This is a genomic window from Agarivorans sp. QJM3NY_30 (assembly GCF_050870855.2).
GTDB lineage: Bacteria > Pseudomonadota > Gammaproteobacteria > Enterobacterales > Celerinatantimonadaceae > Agarivorans.
On sequence record NZ_CP194038.2, the window covers coordinates 3,712,432 to 3,731,906 of the forward strand.

Sequence of the window (19,475 nt, forward strand, 5' to 3'; positions counted from 1 at the left end):
ACATGTGAAAACCTTGCTCGTTACAGCCCTGATTTAAGGCTAGCTTCAATAAATTTATCTAAATCACCATCTAATACTGCTTGAGTATTTCGGTTCTCAATACCAGTACGTAGATCTTTAATACGTGAATCATCTAAGACATAGGAACGAATTTGACTGCCCCAGCCAATATCCGATTTAGTGTCTTCTGCTGCTTGCTTTTCAGCGTTTTGCTTTTGCAGTTCCAGTTCAAACAACTTGGCTTTTAACTGCTTCATCGCTTGATCTTTATTCTTGTGCTGAGAACGGTCATTTTGGCACTGCACCACAGTATTGGTAGGCAAGTGGGTGATCCGTACCGCAGATTCAGTTCGGTTCACGTGCTGACCACCTGCGCCAGAGGCACGATAAACATCAATCCGTAAATCGCCGGGATCAATATCAACTTCGATACTATCGTCGATTTCAGGGTAAATAAATGCCGATGCAAATGAAGTATGGCGGCGACCACCCGAATCGAAAGGCGACTTACGAACCAAACGATGTACCCCTGTTTCAGTCCGTAACCAGCCATAGGCATATTCACCACTCACTTTAATGGTGGCACCTTTAATCCCCGCGACGTCGCCATCAGAGACTTCGACAATTTCAGTTTTAAACTGATGGGCCTCACACCAACGCAAGTACATGCGCAACATCATGTTGGCCCAATCTTGTGCTTCGGTGCCACCGGAGCCGGACTGAATATCGATATAACAATCGCTTTCATCCATTTCACCAGAAAACATTCGGCGAAACTCGAGTTTTTCTAACTGAGTCACCAAGTCCGCCGCTTCTACTTGTGCTTCTTCAAAGGTTTCCTCATCTTCCGCTTCCACCGCTAGTTCAACCAAACCAGCAACGTCTTCAATACCTTGCGTCAGATTATCAATGGTTTTTACCACTAACTCTAAAGCCGAGCGCTCTTTACCTAAAGCTTGGGCGCGAGCGGGATCATTCCAAATTTCAGGTTGCTCTAATTCGCGACTAACTTCTTCTAACTGCTCTGCCTTGGCATCGTAGTCAAAGATACCCCCGGAGTACTTCTGTACGCTCTTTAATATCTGCCAGAGAATTATTCACCGAATTAATTTCAAACATCTTGTAATGACCTACGTCTGAGTACCAAAAACGCGCAATTTTAACCAATTATGCAGGGAATAAACATAGCTGAAATCAGGATCCACTTAAAAAAGTAGTTATTTAAGTGGAACTGGGGATAATGCGCCTTGTGAGCACGATAGCAATCAAAATTTATCCGCTGTACCACAAGGGATCAATCAAGGTTGGTTTGCACAGCAGTCTCTCACGAGGGTGTTGCATACTTCATCAGGAAAAGCATAAAAAGGCGATGCTGAGCCCTTTCAAGCCAAGAGTTCGAGTCAACGCTCACGGTTCATTAAAACTGCTCACACGACTGAAACTAAGATGAAACTCATGAGAGTGCCGACTTCCAAGCCTGTTCGGGCAAGAGATGTAAGCTCACGGGTAAATCCTTCCCTTGAAGTAACATGTATTTCAATCCTCCCGCCATAATCGCCAGCGTCACATCAAAGGCATTAATACTATCGCCAAACCCAGCGGTTAAATTAAACATCGCACCATTCGCTAGTACATACACCGATCTACCATCGATATAGTATTGGTGAATATGTGGCATCACTTCGCTGACGGGGTCATCACTTAACTCGGCCATTTTAATTTCACCACTGCCATGGCCCACATTCATAACAAAAGCACCGGATTTGAGTCGACTTAACTGCGAACGCCCAACCACCGCTTTAGCGCCAGTGGCCGTCACCAACACATCGGTACTGGCGAGTACATCGTCAAGCGCTGCGGTTGCCCAGCCATCGTAAGCCGCCATAAGCTGGCGTGCCGGATCTCGTTCGATCACTGTGACCTGACCGCCATAGGCCCGCGCCGCCGCCGCAACGCCCTGCCCGACCAAACCATAACCTAATAAGGTCACTCGTTTTTCATGCAGGGTTAAATGAGTACGCTCACAGAACGCTTGCCAGGCGGTGAGCCCCACCATATGACGATTATGTAAGCCCTCTTTGGCATCCAAATCGTCCCAATTCAATACAGGGACCGACAAAGCTAAGGGCCTTAATTTGGCAACACCAGAGCCCGTGCCTTCCATCGCAGCTACCAGACCAGAAGCCTGCTGATGATGATAGAGGGCGGTCAGCTCGCCACCAAATTCACAGATATATTGTGGCTGCCAAGCCACAGCTTTGTCTAAGGAAGCCAACCACGCTTGCTGTGACATCCCCTTCCAAGCTTCGGCCTCTGCGCCTTTACTCACTAAGTAAACAACCACTTCATCACGCACTGTATTCGGATCACAGGTGGTGATAAATAGTTGGCAGCCCGCATTTAACAAACCTTCAAATACCGGGACCATCTTAATATCAAGGTGGGTGCAAATGGCGATTTTGACTGGCGGTAGGCTAGAAAATTCATTTAAAACCCGTTCCGTGCGAGGCATCTGACCGCAAACCCAGTTGAGCTGCTGCAAAAACTTATCCGATAGTTGAGACATCTATATTCATCCGTTTCATTTAGGTATTGCCATTGTATGATTATCTATTTTTAGAACAAGGGCAGGCCAAAGTTTCATAGTAAGGCTACTGCAAGGTCGCAGACCAATTCAGCTAACTCAAACATGCTTCAATAGTCGCGCTCAATCTTGTTCGAATATTCCGAACAACTTGTCTTGTTTTTCCCGATATCATCTCCACAGCCTTAGTCTTACTATTTATACATGCCTGAACAAACAGTTTCAGGAATATAAATCAAACACTTAAGGATTAAATTATGAAAAAAATTATCGTACTATCAATGTTATTCGCCAGCTTTTTTACGCAAGCTTCAGTTAACAATATACAACACAGCAATGCCACACTAGAAACTCAAAGCCTTTCCAGCAAAGCAGAAGCTTTTGACCAAGGTTGGCAACTGGTCGCACAACTCAACGACTTAAGCTCAAGAGATTTAAATCAAAAACTAAACTTGAGCCAACAACAATTCAACAGCAAAGTAGCCTTAGGCAAAAGCACCGTAAAAGTAGAGGAATTATCGACTCAACAGGGTACGGTCTCCTATAAAGCCATCGTGACCACTCCGGTTAGCTATCAACAATGGGGAAGCGATCGTTAAGCGAGCACATCATTACAGCTTATATTATGATGGCAGAATCAATCCCAGTAAGAGGATTGACTCTGCCATTTGCCATGCTTACGCAGAAAAGAACAAAAACTTAAAGGATCCGTCGTGAAAAAGCCCCTCTCATTAAGCAGCATTATGATGCTTGATCTTATCGAGCGCTATGGCAGTTTCTCTCTTGCAGCAGAGCAACTGAATCGTTCTGTATCCAGTTTAAGTTATCAAATTCAAAAACTAGAACAAGAACTCGACCTGATGATCTTTGATCGCTCTGGCCATAAAGCAAAGTTTACCGCGGCAGGACAACTCTTGTTAGAACGCGGCCGTCAGTTGTTATTAGCAGCGGATGATTTGGTGTTAGAAGCCAATGCCTTAAACAATGGTTGGGAATCGAAGTTAACCATTGCTTACGATGGCATTATTGGCTGTGAAGCATTGTTCCCATTAGTTGAGTCTCTCGCATCAATTGCCAATACCCAATTAATTCTACGTGAAGAAGTACTCGCAGGCTGTTGGGAAGCGCTTCGCTATGAGCATGCGGATATTCTTATTGCAACACCCTCGTTAAGCGCGCCCGTTGAAACGAAAGTCGCTCAGGTGGGTAAAATAGACATGGTGTGGGTTGCGGCTCCCCAACATCCGATTCACCAGGCCTTCGATCCTTTAACGCCTGAAACCCGCCAAAGCTTTCGCATCATTAGTGTGGCCGATAGTGCTAGAGAACTCCCACCACTGAACCACAACATTTTAGATGGCCAACAGTTTCTTAGCGTTTCAGACTTCCATAGTAAAGTGAAAGCCATTATCCGAGGCTTGGGGATCGGAACTCTGCCTTACTTTATGATAGAGCCCTATCTGCATTCTAAAGAGCTGGTCATGATTGGTCCGAATAAAACCATTGATGTGGTTATGGCTTGGAAAAGAGATCCCATGGGACAGGCCAAATCCTGGTGTATTAATCAACTTAAAAAGTCATTGAGTGCTCAACTAAAACACTGCGAAATAAATACTCATTTGGTTCAATAACCGTTAAGCAAACCATCATATGGAGATTGAATGCACATCCCAGGGTTGATTTTTCACGCGGCTATTGCTGAAACGAGTAACTCAAGATAAGTTAACTTGAACATGGCATAAACCGCATTGTTCACAATGCTTTTATCCCCAGTTCAAGTTCATACAGAGCTATCGCCATTTCCAACGGATAATTTTGCTGGAGTCAGTCACTTTGCTTAAACCACATGGTTCCATGACGTTCTCCGTTCATGGGAAAATTATGGAGATTGAAGGGACCGGACCCTGGAACCTCATTCTCTTGCAACAAGGCGCGATGAAAGCCAAACCGATACATCAACAATTACTCGGTGCGCCTTGGGCGGTACTTGCGACCTTTCATGGCGATACTTTTTATACGGAAGAGGCAGCCAATGTGCTGATCGAATGGTTAAAAGATGATAAACAACGTGGCCGAATTGCCACCGCCTTCGTGCTTTCTGATATAGACATTTGTGATGTGGCAGTTTGGCATTTAAAAAAAACCTACCGAGAAGGCCATGAAACAGTGCAATTCTTCACTCGTAGAACAGATGCATTAAAATGGTTGGAGCAAAAAATTGCCAAACCGCAAACCGCTTAAGCCTGTCGCAATCGCAATCACAAGCAAATTCAAGTTGGGATAAAACCGAATAAAAAGCCAGTCATATAGACTGGCTTCGGATAAAACCTAGATAAATCGAACTTATAAACGGCGACTATCGTTGGCTTGTTGTAGCAGGCTGCGACTTTCTTGCAAGAATTCTTGAGAGTAATCACCAAACCATTGACTAACACGCTCAAAAGACGCGATGAAACCATCTCGATCTTTACGTTCAACCAAATCCACCAGCTGTCCCAGATGTTGATGATAACGTTTAATCATCGAGATACTCTGCTCTGAGGCCATAATAATATCGGCGTAAAGATCTGGTGATTGTGCAAACAAACGTCCCACCATCGCCAATTCTAAACGATAGATAGGCGAGCTTAAGTCCAGCAATAGCGGCAAATCGGCATTTTCTTCAGCCAAATGCTGACCATAGGCAAACGAGGTAAAGTGACGCAACGATTGGATCAAAGTCATCGCTTTATCATGACTTTCGGCAGCCACCGCATGTAAGCGAGCCCCCCAAATTTGCATCTGCTGCAACAACCATTGATAGCTGTCACTTCCACGACCATCGGCATAGACAACCACCTGTTTGGCCAAACTCGGCACATCCGGGCCAAACATTGGATGTAAACCCACCACCGGCCCTCGATGCACCGCGAGCATTTGATTTAAGGGTGCCGCCTTAATACTCGTGATATCCGCTAATACACAATCGGCAGGCAACTCACTTAACTGGGAAATCACTTGCTCAGTCAGATTAATTGGTACCGACACGAGCACTAGGCCAGCGTTAGCAAACAGCGCGGGCGCTTGCTCCCAATCATCTTTACCAATCACATCCACTTGATAACCCGATAAGCGAAACATCTGCACAAACAGGCTACCTAATTGACCTCGACCACCAATGACCACGATCCCGCCCAGCGCTGGTTTCACAGTTTTAAAACCGCTGTCCTTTTCGCTGGTATAAGATTCACGCATGACCCGGCGTAAAACGTCTTCAATTAAGGCTGGAGGAACGCCTTTATTCGCCGCTTCTTCACGGCGCTTGGCCAACATTGCAGCCTCACGATCGGGGGCATAAATGGGTAAACCATGTTGGGTTTTAACTTCACCAACCTTATGCACCAATTGAATTCGTTGCTGCAGTAAATCAAGCAGTTGCTGATCAACCGCATCAATTTGGTCACGCAACAGATTTAGAGCTTGAACCATGTCGTTTCCGTCTTCTAAGATGCCAAACGCTTGGCTAAGCTATCGCCAAGTTCATTAAACATTTTTTCCAATAATGTGGCGGTAGAGTCCCAATCAATACAAGCATCGGTTACTGATACACCGTATTTTAAATCTGATTTAGGTGCTTCACTTGGCTGGTTACCTGCAGCCAAGTTGCTTTCTAACATTAAACCAATAATTGATTTGTTGCCTTCTTCAATTTGATTAATCACATTTTCTGCCACTAAAGGCTGTAGTTCGTGATTCTTACTCGAGTTTGCATGACTACAGTCCACCACTAAGCTCGGACTTAACCCCGCTTTAACCATCGCCTGTTCGGCTAAGGCAACGTTCACAGAATCATAATTTGGCTGTTTACCACCGCGTAAAATCACGTGTCCATCAGGGTTACCCTGGGTTTGCAACAAAGCCACTTGCCCCTGCTGGTTTATCCCCATAAAGCGATGTGAATGTGCCGCCGATTGCATCGCGTTAATCGCTGTTCCAAGATTGCCATCGGTGCCGTTTTTGAAGCCAACAGGCATCGATAAGCCACTCGCCATTTCACGGTGAGTTTGTGACTCCGTGGTACGCGCACCAATTGCAGCCCAAGAGAATAACTCAGATAAATACTGAGGACTAATAGGGTCTAAGGCTTCGGTTGCGACTGGTAAGCCTAACTCCGCTGTCCACGTCAACAACTCACGGGCGTTATGTAAGCCAGTTTCCACGTCGAAAGTATTATCCATATGTGGGTCATTAATAAATCCTTTCCAGCCCACGGTGGTACGTGGTTTTTCAAAATACACCCGCATCACAATAAACAAACGATCCCGATACTGATCATGTAATTTTTTTAAGCGAGTCGCATATTCTTTTGCTTGGTCTAGATCATGAATAGAACAAGGGCCAGTAATCACCAATAACCGAGGATCGCGGTGATGGCAGATCTCCGCAATGGTTTTACGTGATTCGAGCACAAACTTGAGCGCTTCTGGCGAGGCAGGGAGCTTTGTTCTAAGCTGTTCTGGGGTAATTAGGATTTGTTCTGACGAAATATTAATATCGTTGATCGGATCGTTTTGCATTTGCTCTTATACTCCGGTGGCGTTGCGTCCACACATTCCTTCCCCTTAAGGGGATTAATTATTATGAAAACCCATCACCATACCAGTGCTTACACCATTTGCAAGCAGACAAACATGACTCTGTTGCCACAAGCTTTCACCAAGAATGTGCTTAGTCCTATAGCTTGCTGCAAACAGTATGCTAATATCCTGTAATCTTAGAAAAAAAACATATATCCTTCCGCCAACAACCGAGGCGCTCATCATCAATGATAATCAGCGATTTTTCTCTCCTATTATCGTTAGCTCAACAAATGAGCGTCTTTTTAGTAATCGCCTACTTACTCAGTAAAACACCCGCATTTTTACCGCTTTCGAATCTGTCGCCACGCTTACCCAATGCCTTTACCATTTACTGTTTGTTTTCGGTTTTTTGCATCCTCGGCTCTTACTTCGGTTTAGGTATTGATGACGCAATTGCCAATACTCGAGCAGTTGGAGCCGTACTGGGCGGTTTATTTGGTGGGCCTATTTTAGGTTTACTGGTGGGCTTAACTGGCGGTATCCATCGTTATTCCATGGGTGGATTCACCGACCTAGCTTGCGCCGTATCAACAACCTTCGAAGGCCTGGTTGGCGGACTATTCCATCTATGGATCCGCCGTAGAAGTCACCACAACGAGCATATTTTTTCCCCCAGCATTGCTTTTATTGCCACATTTTTAGCCGAAACGATGCAAATGCTGCTGATCCTAGCCATTGCTAAGCCGTTTGATCAAGCACTAGACTTAGTTGAAAAAATTGCCATTCCAATGGTTTTAGCAAACTCCGTTGGCGCCGCGCTGTTTATGATGATGATCCGTGACCGTCGCCACCTATATGATAAATTTAGTAGTCATTCTTCGGCCAAGGCACTGATCATTGCACAACGCATGGTCGGGATATTCCATCACGGTTTTAAACAAGATGATGCGGTGCGTATTGCCAATATTATTCACGAAGAAACGGGCGTATCGGCGGTGGCAATAACTGATACTCAAAAAGTATTAGCTTTCATTGGCTTAGCCTCAGACCATCATCAAGCTGGGCGTCCAATTTCCTCTGAGCAAACTCATCGAGCCATTAGTGAAAATAGAGTGGTATTTGCCGATGGCGTAGAAGAGCCCTACCGCTGCAGTCGTCACGATAAATGTCCATTAGGTTCAGCCTTAGTGGTGCCAATCCGAGGGAGTGACAACGAGGTAATAGGTACCGTAAAACTGTATGAATCCAAACGGCGGCTATTCCTACATATCAACCGAACGCTGGGGGAAGGAATTGCGAAAGTGATTGCCGAACAACTACGTGATAGCCATGTGCAACAGCAACAACAGCTACTCACCGAAGCCGAACTCAAACTAGCACGCGCCCAAATTAATCCACACTTCTTGTTTAATGCATTAAATACCATCAGTGCGGTGGTGAAACGTGATGCTAGCGCCGCGCGCGAATTGATTGCCGATCTAGCGCTATTTTTACGGATCAACCTAAAGCGTAATTCTCAGACCAGTATTGTGAGTGTCGAACTTGAACATGTGAATGCTTACCTGCATATTGAACAGGTTCGCTTTGCCGACCGCTTAGTGGTGGAACAACACATCGCTGATGATTTTCTAAGACTAGAGCTGCCCACATTTACCCTGCAACCCTTAGTCGAGAATGCAATTAAACACGGTACGGCTCACCTCTTAGATAGAGGGAAAATCACCATCTACAGTCGAGTGAAGGCAGGCTTAAAACAATTGGTTATCGAAGATAATGCAGGCTTGTACCAAAAGCAGGAACAGGCCAGCAGTGATGGCTTAGGTATGCACATCGTGGATACCCGCTTACGTAACGCCTTTGGTAGCGCTTACGCTTTACAAGTAGAATGCCAACTGAATCAGTATACACGAGTCATTATTTCGCTGCCCCAGGAGCCAAGCTCATGAGAGCCCTTATTGTTGATGACGAGCCCTTGGCCCGTGAAGAGCTTGCCGAAATGCTGCAAGCTCATCCACAAATCGAACTGCTTGGCCAATTTGGCAATGCCATTGAATGCTTAAAAAATCTTAAAAAACTCAAACCGGAAGTGCTATTTTTGGACATTGAGATGCCTCAAATTAGTGGTCTTGAACTGGCCAACATGCTCGATAACGAGGAGCCGCCAGCAATTGTTTTTGTTACCGCCTACGATCAGTTTGCCGTTGATGCCTTCGAACAAAATGCGGTCGACTACCTGCTCAAGCCAATCGATAGCAAGCGCTTAGCAAAATCGATTGATCGCTTAACACAACGCTTCAATACACAGGGCAATGATACCCCGCCACTCGCTAAAGAACCTCACGCTTATCAAAAGCTGCTCAAAGATCAGGCGCTACGCCTGATCCCTTGTTATTTCAACCAGCGCGTCAAATTGATCCGTTTAGAAGATGTCGAGTACGCTTCCTGTGACTTAAGTGGTGTGCATGTCGCAACCGCTAAAGGCTTAAATCATACCCAACTCACGCTCAAAGTCCTGGAAGAAAAATCTCCGTTACTACGCTGCCATCGCCAGCACTTGGTGAACCTTGATGCAATTTCAGAACTTAGCTTGGAAGAACATGGTGGTGCCCTGTTAACCACCAAGAGCGGCAATCAACTACCAGTGAGCCGTCGCTATTTTAAAGCCATTAAAGAACACTTCGGCTTATAAGCAATGTAGCGGCAATTGAATTAAAATTGCGATGCACAACGCTAATCAGCGAGTTATTTGAACGTTCATACCCAACAACACATAGTTGAATCTGAGTTTTGTCGTCCGACTACAGATACGCACTAACCAGTGACATACAATGTTTCACGGTGCTTTCTTTTTCACCAACCGGAGCAACATAATGAATTGCGGATTCAGCTTGGGACAGCCCTGCCAGCTTACATAAAACCCATGTTGCGAGGTACTTCGATGATAAGCAACCACCAGCGGTAGCCAGATTGCCTTGTGCATAAAACGGCTGATCTAAAACAGCCACACCCGACTCAATAACCCAAGGCTTGGTCGTCAAATCGGTACACGCTGGGACTTTATCTAACAAACCGAGAACCGACATCAGCAATGTTCCCGAACACTGGCCAGCAATTAGCTGACTTTGTGGCTTAAGCTTTAACCTTGATAACAAACCGCTATCTTTCGCAATATCTCGAGTCAGCAGCCCACTACCAAATAACACTGCGTCTGCGGTATTTGCAAACTCTAAAGGCTGCTGAGAACATATACTGACACCATTCATCGACGTGACGGATTCACTAGGGCTGGTGATTTGTACGTTCCAACCAGATTCTTTCATCCGATTCAAAATTCCCGCGACAATGAATGAGTCTAATTCATTAAATCCATCAAAAGTGAGTACTGCAATATTCATATTTTCATTCCTATGTATATAACCCATGAGCAACCTGCCGAGGCAGAATTCCATTTTAATGGAAGTAAAATGTGCAGATGAGCTTAGATTAACCTAACTAAGTTCATATAGCGTAGCCGTATATTAATCAAGGGGAGTCTTTTATAGAAAAAACACAATTGATCATAAGCGATTGATAATTAGAATCTAATAACGAGCCAATGGCAAGGACATGAATGCGAGAGAATGACGACTTAAACCGCCATCCTAGCCCCATGATTTGATAGAAAACCGTATCGGATAAACCCACTTGAGTGCTCTCAAACGAAGTATCGCGACGACGTCCAAAGAATAACTATTGCCGCCACTCAGAGCTTCTCTCGACCACTCACTCTTATATATGACCACTCACTCAAAGCACGACGGCATCCATCTAATGACTTGCTTACACTAGGCGTAATTACAACTAAGTATTGAGAGGATGACATGCTTTGGTTTTTATTCTGCGTCGCAGCACTGCTCGGCGGTTACTTCATTTATGGCGCTTTCATCGAGAAGGTGTTCGGTGTTAAACAACAACGGAAAACCCCCGCTTATACCAAACAAGACGGCGTTGACTACGTGCCAATGTCGCAGAAGAAAGTGTATTTAATTCAACTGCTCAACATCGCTGGTGTCGGCCCAATCTTCGGTCCTATTATGGGCGCATTGTACGGCCCGGCAGCGATGCTGTGGATCGTCATTGGCTGTATCTTTGCTGGCGCAGTACATGACTATTTCTCAGGGATGTTATCGGTACGCAACGGTGGGGCTTCTGTCCCCGCGTTATCGGGTCGCTACCTCGGATCAACCGCTCGCCATTTCATGAATATCTTTGCCATTGTATTGCTGCTACTGGTGGGCGTAGTGTTTGTTTCCGCCCCCGCTGGCATGTTAACCAATCTGATTAACGACCAAGCGGACCTTAATCTCGGCCTTGGTACCATGGTTTCGTTAATTTTTATTTACTACATCGTTGCAACCATTGTTCCCATCGACAAAATCATCGGCCGCTTTTATCCCTTATTTGGCGCACTACTGATCTTTATGTCGGTTGGTCTGGTAACTGCCTTAGCGTTCTCCAGCGAACACACGCTGATGAGTGACTACAAAGTATCGCAAATGTTCAGTAACATGAACCCTAGAGATTTGCCGCTTTGGCCCGCACTATTTATTACCATCGCCTGTGGCGCAATTTCAGGTTTTCATGCCACTCAATCTCCGCTGATGGCGCGTTGTGTTGAAAATGAAACCAATGGCCGCTTTGTGTTTTATGGTGCCATGATTGGTGAAGGGGTGATTGCCTTGATTTGGTGTGCCATTGCTCTGTCTTTCTTCGACTCAGTTGACGCGCTACAAGCCGCAGTATCTAGCGGTGGTCCAGGTAAGGTGGTATATGATGCATCATTTGGCTTATTAGGCGTGTTTGGTGGGATCTTAGCCTTCCTTGGCGTGGTGATCTTGCCGATTACTTCTGGCGACACAGCATTCCGTTCCAGCCGTCTGATTCTGGCCGAATATTTCAACTTATCGCAAAAACCAATTAGAAATCGTCTGTTGATCGCCCTTCCGATTTTCGTGATTGGTGGCATTCTCACCCAAGTCGACTTCGGGATTATTTGGCGCTACTTCGGTTTCGCTAACCAAACCACCGCAGTGATGATGTTATGGACCGCCAGTGCTTACTTACTGCGCCATAACAAATTCCATTGGGTAAGCACTGTTCCCGCAATGTTTATGACCACCGTGGTTCTCACGTTCATCTTAAACTCAAGCACGCTAGGCTTTGGTTTACCGATGACCATCTCAACCATTGCTGGCTGTGTGACCACGCTGGTGATTACCGGTTTACTGATTGCTCGTATGAAAGGCATTGGTGAAAGTGACATCGACGAGGATGAGACCTCAATCGGCTCAGGAGAGAAAGCTTAAAGTTTAAGTATTAAAGCTAGGTGCAGAGCCACATGAAAGGCTCTGCACTTAGGCATCAACCATTCAACTACAGCAAGCAATGCTCACTCATTTCCCTATCAAGCTTTGCCCATGCCGCGAACCAATAACGGTTTAGATAGGACCCCATCGATCAACGAAACAACATCGACCCAGCGAATCGCTGAGCCACAACCTGATTTAAAGTCTTCGCTTTTGATGAAAACTTAAGCTTGACGGATCACCGTCAATTCGCTCCAAGGCGTGGAAATGGAATATCCCAAGGTTTAGCCAACAGTCTAATTTGCTCTGCCATCGCCGTAGCAGCAAATTCACCATCGAGATTTTCTTCAGCAATAAAACTTTGTGGTTCACCATGCCACACAAAATGTAAAGCATAGGCGTGTAAATAACCTCGTGCTGCTGCCTCTCCAGCATAACGCTGATCGCCTAAGATTGGTGAACCTAAGCTTTTTAGAGCGACTCGCAATTGGTGAGTTCGTCCGGTGCGAGGTTTAAGCAAAAACAAACGCCGCTTAGCCTGCACCGCGTAACTAAAAAACTGAGTGATAGCGGGTTTATTGGTGGTTTTTGCCAGCTTCCAGCTGCCGTTACGCGCCTTCAGCATATCGCCTTTAATCAGACCTTGTTTCTTTTTTGGCTTAGCACTGGCAATCGCTAAATAATATTTATCGACCTGACCTTGGCTAAACAATTCTTGAAACTCACTCGCAGCCTGCTTGGTTTTCGCTAACAATAACAGGCCCGATGTAAGTTTATCTAAACGATGCACTGGCCACAGCGGCATTGCAAACTGCAGCTTGGCAAGTTCAACCAAGCCCAGCGCACCATCTTCAGTATGAAAATTCAGTCCACAAGGTTTATTAAGCACTAAAAAATCGGGATGTTCGGCGACTAAAACTAGAGTCTGCATGACAGGCTTCCTTAACAACGGAGCGCTATTATCCGCCCCCCCTTAATTAACGCAAGCCCAAGACCCTGTTAATCCGCAATCACACTCAGCGTCACTATCATCGCTGAAGGCTGTTTATCTAAGGTTTGGCGCTGTACAAAGGCGCGCTCATTGGGCAACTGATATTGTTTGGTTAAGGCATCCTTCACGGTGATAGCTCGATGTTCGGCCAAAGTTTCTAACTGCGCTTCGCTCACCGTCATCTTTTGCACCAGATACTGATACCAAAGGCTATGTAACTGTTGATTGAGATGTTCAGGGCTTAACTGTTGCTGTTCTTTTAAACTCTGACTCAAGGTTTGTCGATCGAGCTCTCGACGACTTTCTTCTATATTTTGCTGAGCCAAGTTCACTAATGCGCTGCGCAAGCGCGTATCCTCTAATACCGAGCTTAAATTAACTTGCTCGATAGGCAGCGTTAAACCCGATGCTTCGATCAACAAAGATGCAAGTTGCTGACGTTTTAAGGCTGGCACATCTTGTGCTTTTTCAACCGATCCTGTTAACGCGATTTTTAGGTGCGGTCGTTTATTTAAACCTTTCACTAATTGCGCTAGTTGCTGAGTTTGGCTCTCACTTAATTGGCTACTACCAGCCGCAAAGCTAAAATGATTTAAGGTTTCGTCAGAGCCAACTAAAGAGCCGATGATGGCAAAGGGTGACGTGACAATTTTAGTCAGCGCCCCCCCCAAGGCTTTAAACACTAAACCAGCAACATTAAACTCAGGATCATTCACATCTCCACTAACTTTTAATCCGAGATCGATCACCCCTTGATCATCTTCCAGTAAAGCAATAGCCAAAGAAACCGGCAATGAAGTGGCCTTCTCACTGTCAGTGCGCTTACCTAACTGTAACTGTTCGATATAAATCTGATTATTGCCCTGTAGCCGATTCTTCTCCATCTGATAAGCGAGAGATAAAGACAATTGCCCACGCTCAATCACATAGCCAGCATAAGTCCCGGAGTAAGCACTTAGGCGGGTTAATTCTAGATGTTTAAAATCGAGCTCCGCATCAAAAGTTGGCTCGGTAGCTAACGGGGCGACTTTACCCACAAAATTTACCGGTGCATAACCATCAACCTGCCCGCTCAACGCCACTTCGGCAGCCATACCAGGCGCTTGGCTTAACTGACCAATATGACCAGAAACCTGTTCGATATCGGCTGAAAAATTAGGCTTTAATGAGCGGTCAGTGAAATTGACCAAACCGTCGCTAAATTCGGTTTTTTCGATACTCACCCGCCAATCGTCTGGTTCGGAAACACTCGATTCCGTTGACCTATGACGAGCCACTTTAGCAGGCTCCGCCGCTTCAATCGGCTTAATAAGGCCATTCAGGTTGGTCGAAAAATCTTCATCGATATCCACCAGGAAATACGGCTTGATAAAACTCAGTTCACCCAAGGCCAAGCGCCGCTCGGCGCTATTAAACTCGAAGTGACTCAGCTTCAATTGATTCCATTTCAACAGCTCAGATTGAGTCCGCGCATCTTGTAACTGCAAGTCGTCTACACCAAGCTCACCTTGCATCGCCAACGCAAAAGCCTGTTGCCAGTTTAAACTTAACTGTAAATGTGAACTTAGCTTGGCCGAAATAAGTTCCAATTCGGAGTATTGCGCGATATAGGGTTGGTAATGATTTAGCGCGAGTGCATCAAGCGTGACGTCAAGTTGAGCCTGTTGCTCAGCTAATTGTACCAGCCCTTGCAGCTGCACTTTCCCACCTTGTTGTGCACTCAGCGCTGCCGAAACATTCACCGGCTGTGCCAAACTCGAATCCAGAGGGCCTACATTAAGACTTTTGATCTGCCAGTGATGGCTCAATGCTTGCCCCGAAAAAACTTCGCTCAAAGCCAACTGGGAGTTCTGCGCATGAACCTGTTTAATCCGTACTTGCCAGTCAGGTTGAGAGCCATCATCGCTGGCCTTATCCCTTAAAATCGCAGCAGGCTCTAAATGAGGAGAGCTCTGCGATGATGTCTGAGTCACCAGCAACTGCTCAAGCACATCGAAATGGCCGTCTTGATCGACATTCATCGACAAATTAAGACCTTCGCTATTGACCCTGTCAATTTGAACTTGGCGTGTGGCAAGGTCGACCCCTATATCTTCGACCTGCAATGTTGGCCAAATGATCCAAGCTTTAGCGCCATCATGCGGCGAATTTAGCACCCTCAACTCAGAGAGCTCCAACCGACCTTGCTGAGAGGTAAAACTCATGAAGTCATTCAGATCAATGGATAACCGGCTACTAAAAGCCAGCTTGCCCTTGGCCGAAGGTAAGTGAAGCCAAGGGGAATACCACTTTTGCAGCTCGGCTATCGACAAATTAGCGATGCTCAGTTGGCCATTTAGTTTCTGTTTAGGCCCCTGAAACTGTAGTTCGGCTCGAATTGGACTCTCACCATAAAGTTGGGCCGCCAAACGCACATCTGTGGTTTGATTCATTGCACTGGAAAAAGCACCGAGCTGTAATTGCTGTAACAACAGTAAATGATTTTTACTTTCGGCCTGCCACTGTTCATCAATATTCAAGGCAAACTGCTGCAACGACACACTGGAAAAGCTCACTTCCCAAGGCTTAACAGCTGCCTCTGGCGCATTACTGATAGACCTCGCTGGCTCGACCTCAGCCGCCCCGCTCATTTCCGCCAATAACCTATCGAAATGAAACCACGACAACCAGTCTAAATGCGCTTGTTGATCAAGCATCCCCTTAAACATGCCATCACTAATTTGGATGTCACCGAGGCCAAGCTGCCGTTGACGCAGATCGAGCGCGATACCTTTTAATTTAAGCTGCGCTAAATGACTACGGGTTTGCTGCAGCGCCTGTAAACTCAGCGTATCAATAAGCAACTGGCCCTGCTCCGTAGTCAATTGAAAATCATCTTGGTAATCAATTAAATACTGAGTGCTAAGTTGTAAATTGCCCTGAGTGATGCGCAAATCAGTATAAGGACGAGCAAAGGCGAACGCATTGGCTAACTGAAAGTTCTCTAAACTCACATCACCAGAGATTTGCGAAGCGGGTAAGTCCACATAACCGTTCCACGTTAAGCGCCCCTTATCTCCAATCTGAGCATTCACTTGGTAAGCATTAACGCCCGCACCGGTTTTTTGGCTATAGAAATTCTGTAAGGATAAAGAAACTTCCGAAATATCGAAATCTACTGCTTGCTCAGGTAAATAGTCACTGATCCGCAAACTCGCATCACGTAACAAAAATTTCCCGAATCCAAACCTTGGTAAACTGCGACCAGAGATATCCGTTGGTTCTATTTCGGGTTCAGCGGCTGTCGCAAACAAGCTATCAATATTCAGACGACCATCTTGCAAGCGACTCAAATGAACAAACAAGCCATCGAGCTCAACTTTGTCAAACTGCCAGCGCCAATAAAATAGGGAACTCAGACTGAAATCAATATACAGTCGTTCAAAACCAAGCAGGGGTTGAGATGGCTGAACCGCCAATTCGGCCAAAGAGAATTGGCGTAAAGTTAATGCAAGCTTTAAAGGATGATAACTCAGTGCTTGCACTGAGACCGGATGGCCACTACTGCGACTGAGTTGGCTCTCAATTTGCTGTTTCAATAGCCATGGCAAGAAAGTAAGAGACAACAACAAATACGATATAAAAGTGAGCGCTAAATAGCTGGTTATCTTTTGCCAAGGCCGTAAGGTCTGCCAACGTTTTTTTAGTGGTTTTATCCATCCAACTAAACTCATAGCGCTCCCATAAAACTAACTTACCGCGACTTACTTTTGACTACTAAACAATAAGCGAATACCCAAGCTCACTAACACCAGCCCCATGCTGCGATCAAACCAATGACCCACTTGCAAAAACTTACGCCTGACTCGCTGAGTGCTAAACAACCAAGAGATCATCATAAACCACAAAGCGGTGGCCATAACCATATATAAACCATAGCCTATTTGAACTAACATCGGGGTTGCAGGACTAATCACCACGGTAAATAATGACAAGAAAAATAAGGTTGCTTTAGGATTTAAACCATTGGTCATAAAACCACTGATAAAGGCGCTGCGATCACTGAGTTCTACGGGCGCAGTCTGGTGAAGATCGTGCTCGGTTCGAGCCTTGGAACGTAAGGCATGAAAGCCAATCCATAATAGATAAGCGGCACCTAAACATTTGATTACATTAAACAACCAAATAGATTGTGAAATCACCAAACCAATACCAAGTACCGAATAGACCACATGAATCAAAATACCACAGCCCACCCCCAACGACGTCATAACGGCAGCCCGCCGCCCCACGCCAATACTATTCTTTAATACCACTGCCAAGTCTGGGCCAGGTGAAGCAACAGCCAATAAATGAACCACTACTACGGTCAAAAACTCCATCCAATACATCACATTCCCTCCTGAACAATACTATCTACAAACACAAGCCCAATATCTCCGGTCCAGAGAGTCACAGAGCAAGGCCAAGCTGAGTGAAACTGCTGAATCACGCAGCAAATAAAGCTTTCACAACGATTACTTTTCACAATCATAGTCTGCACCATGGTGCGACAAGCACAACAAGCGCAGCTCCTGGCCATTATACATTGAAGAGCAAGCGTCTCTCCAAACGGCCACCTTCAACCAGCCCTTGGTATTTATATTGAGAAAAACTTGGGTCATTTACTAAACATTAAGCTCTCTTACTCTACAATCAAACAAGCGCTTATTGGAAGTCATACAATGCAAAAAGTACTCATTGTCGAAGACAGTGCCACAGTTTTAAAAATACTACGTCATCTATCACCGATGCTTCGTGATTTAGTTCCTGTTTTTGCCGCCGACTTCGAGCAGGCAAAACAAGCGTATTCGGCACACCCAGAGCATTTCTTTGCGTCTCTCGCTGATTTCAATTTGCCCGATGCCCCTAATGGCGAACTCATCGATTACTTACTTGAACAAGGTTTACCAACCGTTGTTCTTTCAGGCTCATTTAATCAACAGAGCCAATCCTTAATCCATAAAGGTGTGGTTGATTATGTATTAAAAGAAGGTCGTTATGCCTACCAACTTGCCTTCGATTCAATTAATCGACTCTATCAAAATCGCCATACTAAAGTACTGGTTGCCGAAGATTCTGGCTTAGCAAGGAAACACATTTGCAGTTTACTGCAACGCCAATTATTCCAAGTATTTGAAGCCGAAGACGGACCAAGTGCGTATCAACTTTTGCAACAGGAACCTGAGATTAAATTACTGATCTGTGACTACCAAATGCCACACTTAAATGGCTTTGAATTAGTCCAAAAAGTCCGTCACGAAATGACTCAGCGACGGATCAGCATCTTAGGACTTTCTGCGGCGGATGATCCCCAAGTATCAAGTAAATTTATTAAAAATGGTGCCAATGATTATCTGCCAAAGCCCTTTTCCATTGAAGAGTTTCAATGTCGGGTGAACCACTGCCTAAATACTCTCGCCTTGGTCGAAAAACTAGAAAAAGCAGCCTATCAAGATTACTTAACCGTCATCCCCAATCGACGTTATTTTATTGAACATGGCCGAAAACTACACCAAAAGGCTCTTCAGAAAGGCTCGCCACTTGCAATAGCTGTGCTCGATATCGATCACTTCAAAAATTTTAATGATCAATATGGACATGAAGCTGGCGACGCGGTGTTAGTTCACTTCGCCCGCCTACTAAAGTCAGGATTAACAAATTTTTTGTTCGCTAGAACTGGAGGCGAAGAGTTCAATGTCGCCTTAGCCGGATTAAATAACGATCAGGCTTATCAATTACTCGATGCTTTTCGAGCTCAAGTGGCAGCCACTGATTTTTACTACAACGACCAAATCTTATCGATCAGTGTCAGTATTGGCGTAACCAACCAGCACCACGAACATTTAGAAGCTCAGCTCAATTATGCCGACGAATTGTTATATCACGCAAAAAGTGCTGGACGGAATATTGTCGTTGGTGACGAGTCACTTACTCACAAAGAATCACCGGAGTGAGCAAATCATGACTTGTCGAAG

General features: G+C 45.4%; 15 protein-coding genes. 7 read left to right on the forward strand and 8 right to left on the reverse strand.

Features of this window, described 5'->3' with window-relative positions:
- Positions 1-20 precede the first annotated feature (20 nt).
- A protein-coding gene (prfB, locus tag ACRRSX_RS16905; RefSeq protein ID WP_432452048.1) for a peptide chain release factor 2 occupies positions 21-1,119 on the reverse strand; the annotation gives its coding sequence in 2 pieces (ribosomal slippage) (positions 21-1,043 and positions 1,045-1,119; 1,098 coding nt in all).
- A gap of 334 nt (positions 1,120-1,453) precedes the next feature.
- Entirely contained in the window at positions 1,454-2,566 is a 1,113-nt protein-coding gene (locus tag ACRRSX_RS16910) for an adenosylhomocysteinase (RefSeq protein ID WP_432452047.1), read from the reverse strand.
- Between the two features lie 275 nt (positions 2,567-2,841).
- On the opposite strand from ACRRSX_RS16910, the gene ACRRSX_RS16915 reads away from it, so the two are divergent.
- From ACRRSX_RS16915 to ACRRSX_RS16925, 3 genes are all read left to right on the forward strand, one after another.
- Complete coding sequence (locus ACRRSX_RS16915) at positions 2,842-3,183, forward strand: DUF3316 domain-containing protein (protein WP_432452046.1); 342 nt, start codon at positions 2,842-2,844, stop codon at positions 3,181-3,183.
- A 114-nt stretch (positions 3,184-3,297) separates the two neighbouring features.
- Positions 3,298-4,215, forward strand: a complete 918-nt coding sequence (locus tag ACRRSX_RS16920) for a LysR family transcriptional regulator (protein ID WP_432452045.1) — start codon at positions 3,298-3,300, stop codon at positions 4,213-4,215.
- Positions 4,216-4,465: 250 nt separating this feature from the next.
- The gene (locus tag ACRRSX_RS16925; RefSeq protein ID WP_432452044.1) at positions 4,466-4,825 is read left to right on the forward strand and encodes a hypothetical protein; all 360 of its coding nucleotides are present in this window, start codon (positions 4,466-4,468) and stop codon (positions 4,823-4,825) included.
- Between the two features lie 102 nt (positions 4,826-4,927).
- Here ACRRSX_RS16925 and tyrA read toward each other — a convergent pair whose 3' ends face one another.
- Both tyrA and ACRRSX_RS16935 read right to left on the reverse strand, forming a co-directional pair.
- Positions 4,928-6,052 (reverse strand): bifunctional chorismate mutase/prephenate dehydrogenase, encoded by a 1,125-nt coding sequence (gene tyrA / locus ACRRSX_RS16930; RefSeq protein ID WP_432452043.1) that lies wholly within the window; start codon positions 6,050-6,052, stop codon positions 4,928-4,930.
- A 14-nt stretch (positions 6,053-6,066) separates the two neighbouring features.
- Positions 6,067-7,140 carry a 3-deoxy-7-phosphoheptulonate synthase gene (locus tag ACRRSX_RS16935; RefSeq protein ID WP_432452042.1) on the reverse strand — a complete coding sequence of 358 codons (1,074 nt, stop codon included), beginning with the start codon at positions 7,138-7,140 and terminating at the stop codon, positions 6,067-6,069.
- A gap of 293 nt (positions 7,141-7,433) precedes the next feature.
- Between ACRRSX_RS16935 and ACRRSX_RS16940 the strand changes: the two genes are divergently transcribed.
- Together ACRRSX_RS16940 and btsR are read left to right on the forward strand one after the other, a co-directional pair.
- Positions 7,434-9,089, forward strand: coding sequence for a LytS/YhcK type 5TM receptor domain-containing protein (locus tag ACRRSX_RS16940; RefSeq protein ID WP_432452041.1), 1,656 nt, complete (start codon positions 7,434-7,436; stop codon positions 9,087-9,089).
- On the forward strand, positions 9,086-9,832 hold the full coding sequence (btsR, locus tag ACRRSX_RS16945) for a two-component system response regulator BtsR (protein ID WP_432452040.1): 747 nt from the start codon (positions 9,086-9,088) through the stop codon (positions 9,830-9,832). The genes ACRRSX_RS16940 and btsR overlap by 4 nt, the downstream gene beginning before the upstream one ends.
- 109 nt (positions 9,833-9,941) lie before the next feature.
- Here the strand turns inward: btsR and ACRRSX_RS16950 are convergent, their stop codons facing one another.
- Positions 9,942-10,538: a DJ-1/PfpI family protein gene (locus ACRRSX_RS16950; protein WP_432452039.1), complete on the reverse strand. Its 597-nt coding sequence runs from the start codon at positions 10,536-10,538 to the stop codon at positions 9,942-9,944.
- Positions 10,539-11,003: 465 nt separating this feature from the next.
- Here ACRRSX_RS16950 and ACRRSX_RS16955 point away from each other — a divergent pair, with 465 nt between their 5' ends.
- On the forward strand, positions 11,004-12,488 hold the full coding sequence (locus ACRRSX_RS16955; RefSeq protein ID WP_432452038.1) for a carbon starvation CstA family protein: 1,485 nt from the start codon (positions 11,004-11,006) through the stop codon (positions 12,486-12,488).
- 244 nt (positions 12,489-12,732) lie between these two features.
- Here the strand turns inward: ACRRSX_RS16955 and ACRRSX_RS16960 are convergent, their stop codons facing one another.
- The 3 genes from ACRRSX_RS16960 to ACRRSX_RS16970 all read right to left on the reverse strand — a co-directional run bounded on the left by ACRRSX_RS16960 (position 12,733) and on the right by ACRRSX_RS16970 (position 17,849).
- Positions 12,733-13,419 carry a TIGR01621 family pseudouridine synthase gene (locus ACRRSX_RS16960; RefSeq protein ID WP_432452037.1) on the reverse strand — a complete coding sequence of 229 codons (687 nt, stop codon included), beginning with the start codon at positions 13,417-13,419 and terminating at the stop codon, positions 12,733-12,735.
- A 68-nt stretch (positions 13,420-13,487) separates the two neighbouring features.
- Complete coding sequence (locus ACRRSX_RS16965; protein WP_432452036.1) at positions 13,488-17,192, reverse strand: DUF748 domain-containing protein; 3,705 nt, start codon at positions 17,190-17,192, stop codon at positions 13,488-13,490.
- 30 nt (positions 17,193-17,222) lie between these two features.
- Complete coding sequence (locus ACRRSX_RS16970; RefSeq protein ID WP_432456150.1) at positions 17,223-17,849, reverse strand: LysE family transporter; 627 nt, start codon at positions 17,847-17,849, stop codon at positions 17,223-17,225.
- A gap of 333 nt (positions 17,850-18,182) precedes the next feature.
- Between ACRRSX_RS16970 and ACRRSX_RS16975 the strand changes: the two genes are divergently transcribed.
- Positions 18,183-19,454, forward strand: a complete 1,272-nt coding sequence (locus ACRRSX_RS16975) for a GGDEF domain-containing response regulator (RefSeq protein ID WP_432452035.1) — start codon at positions 18,183-18,185, stop codon at positions 19,452-19,454.
- The last annotated feature ends 21 nt before the right edge of the window (positions 19,455-19,475 follow it).

Bases quoted from the DNA above. Each gene is read 5' to 3' on its own strand.
- ACRRSX_RS16970 (WP_432456150.1), bottom strand. From the start codon at position 17,849: ATGTATTGGATGGAGTTTTTGACCGTAGTAGTGGTTCATTTATTGGCT.
- ACRRSX_RS16955 (WP_432452038.1), top strand. From the start codon at position 11,004: ATGCTTTGGTTTTTATTCTGCGTCGCAGCACTGCTCGGCGGTTACTTC.
- ACRRSX_RS16910 (WP_432452047.1), bottom strand. From the start codon at position 2,566: ATGTCTCAACTATCGGATAAGTTTTTGCAGCAGCTCAACTGGGTTTGC.
- ACRRSX_RS16965 (WP_432452036.1), bottom strand. From the start codon at position 17,192: ATGAGTTTAGTTGGATGGATAAAACCACTAAAAAAACGTTGGCAGACC.
- ACRRSX_RS16935 (WP_432452042.1), bottom strand. From the start codon at position 7,140: ATGCAAAACGATCCGATCAACGATATTAATATTTCGTCAGAACAAATC.
- ACRRSX_RS16925 (WP_432452044.1), top strand. From the start codon at position 4,466: ATGGAGATTGAAGGGACCGGACCCTGGAACCTCATTCTCTTGCAACAA.
- ACRRSX_RS16940 (WP_432452041.1), top strand. From the start codon at position 7,434: ATGAGCGTCTTTTTAGTAATCGCCTACTTACTCAGTAAAACACCCGCA.
- ACRRSX_RS16915 (WP_432452046.1), top strand. From the start codon at position 2,842: ATGAAAAAAATTATCGTACTATCAATGTTATTCGCCAGCTTTTTTACG.
- ACRRSX_RS16975 (WP_432452035.1), top strand. From the start codon at position 18,183: ATGCAAAAAGTACTCATTGTCGAAGACAGTGCCACAGTTTTAAAAATA.
- tyrA (WP_432452043.1), bottom strand. From the start codon at position 6,052: ATGGTTCAAGCTCTAAATCTGTTGCGTGACCAAATTGATGCGGTTGAT.
- ACRRSX_RS16950 (WP_432452039.1), bottom strand. From the start codon at position 10,538: ATGAATATTGCAGTACTCACTTTTGATGGATTTAATGAATTAGACTCA.
- btsR (WP_432452040.1), top strand. From the start codon at position 9,086: ATGAGAGCCCTTATTGTTGATGACGAGCCCTTGGCCCGTGAAGAGCTT.
- ACRRSX_RS16960 (WP_432452037.1), bottom strand. From the start codon at position 13,419: ATGCAGACTCTAGTTTTAGTCGCCGAACATCCCGATTTTTTAGTGCTT.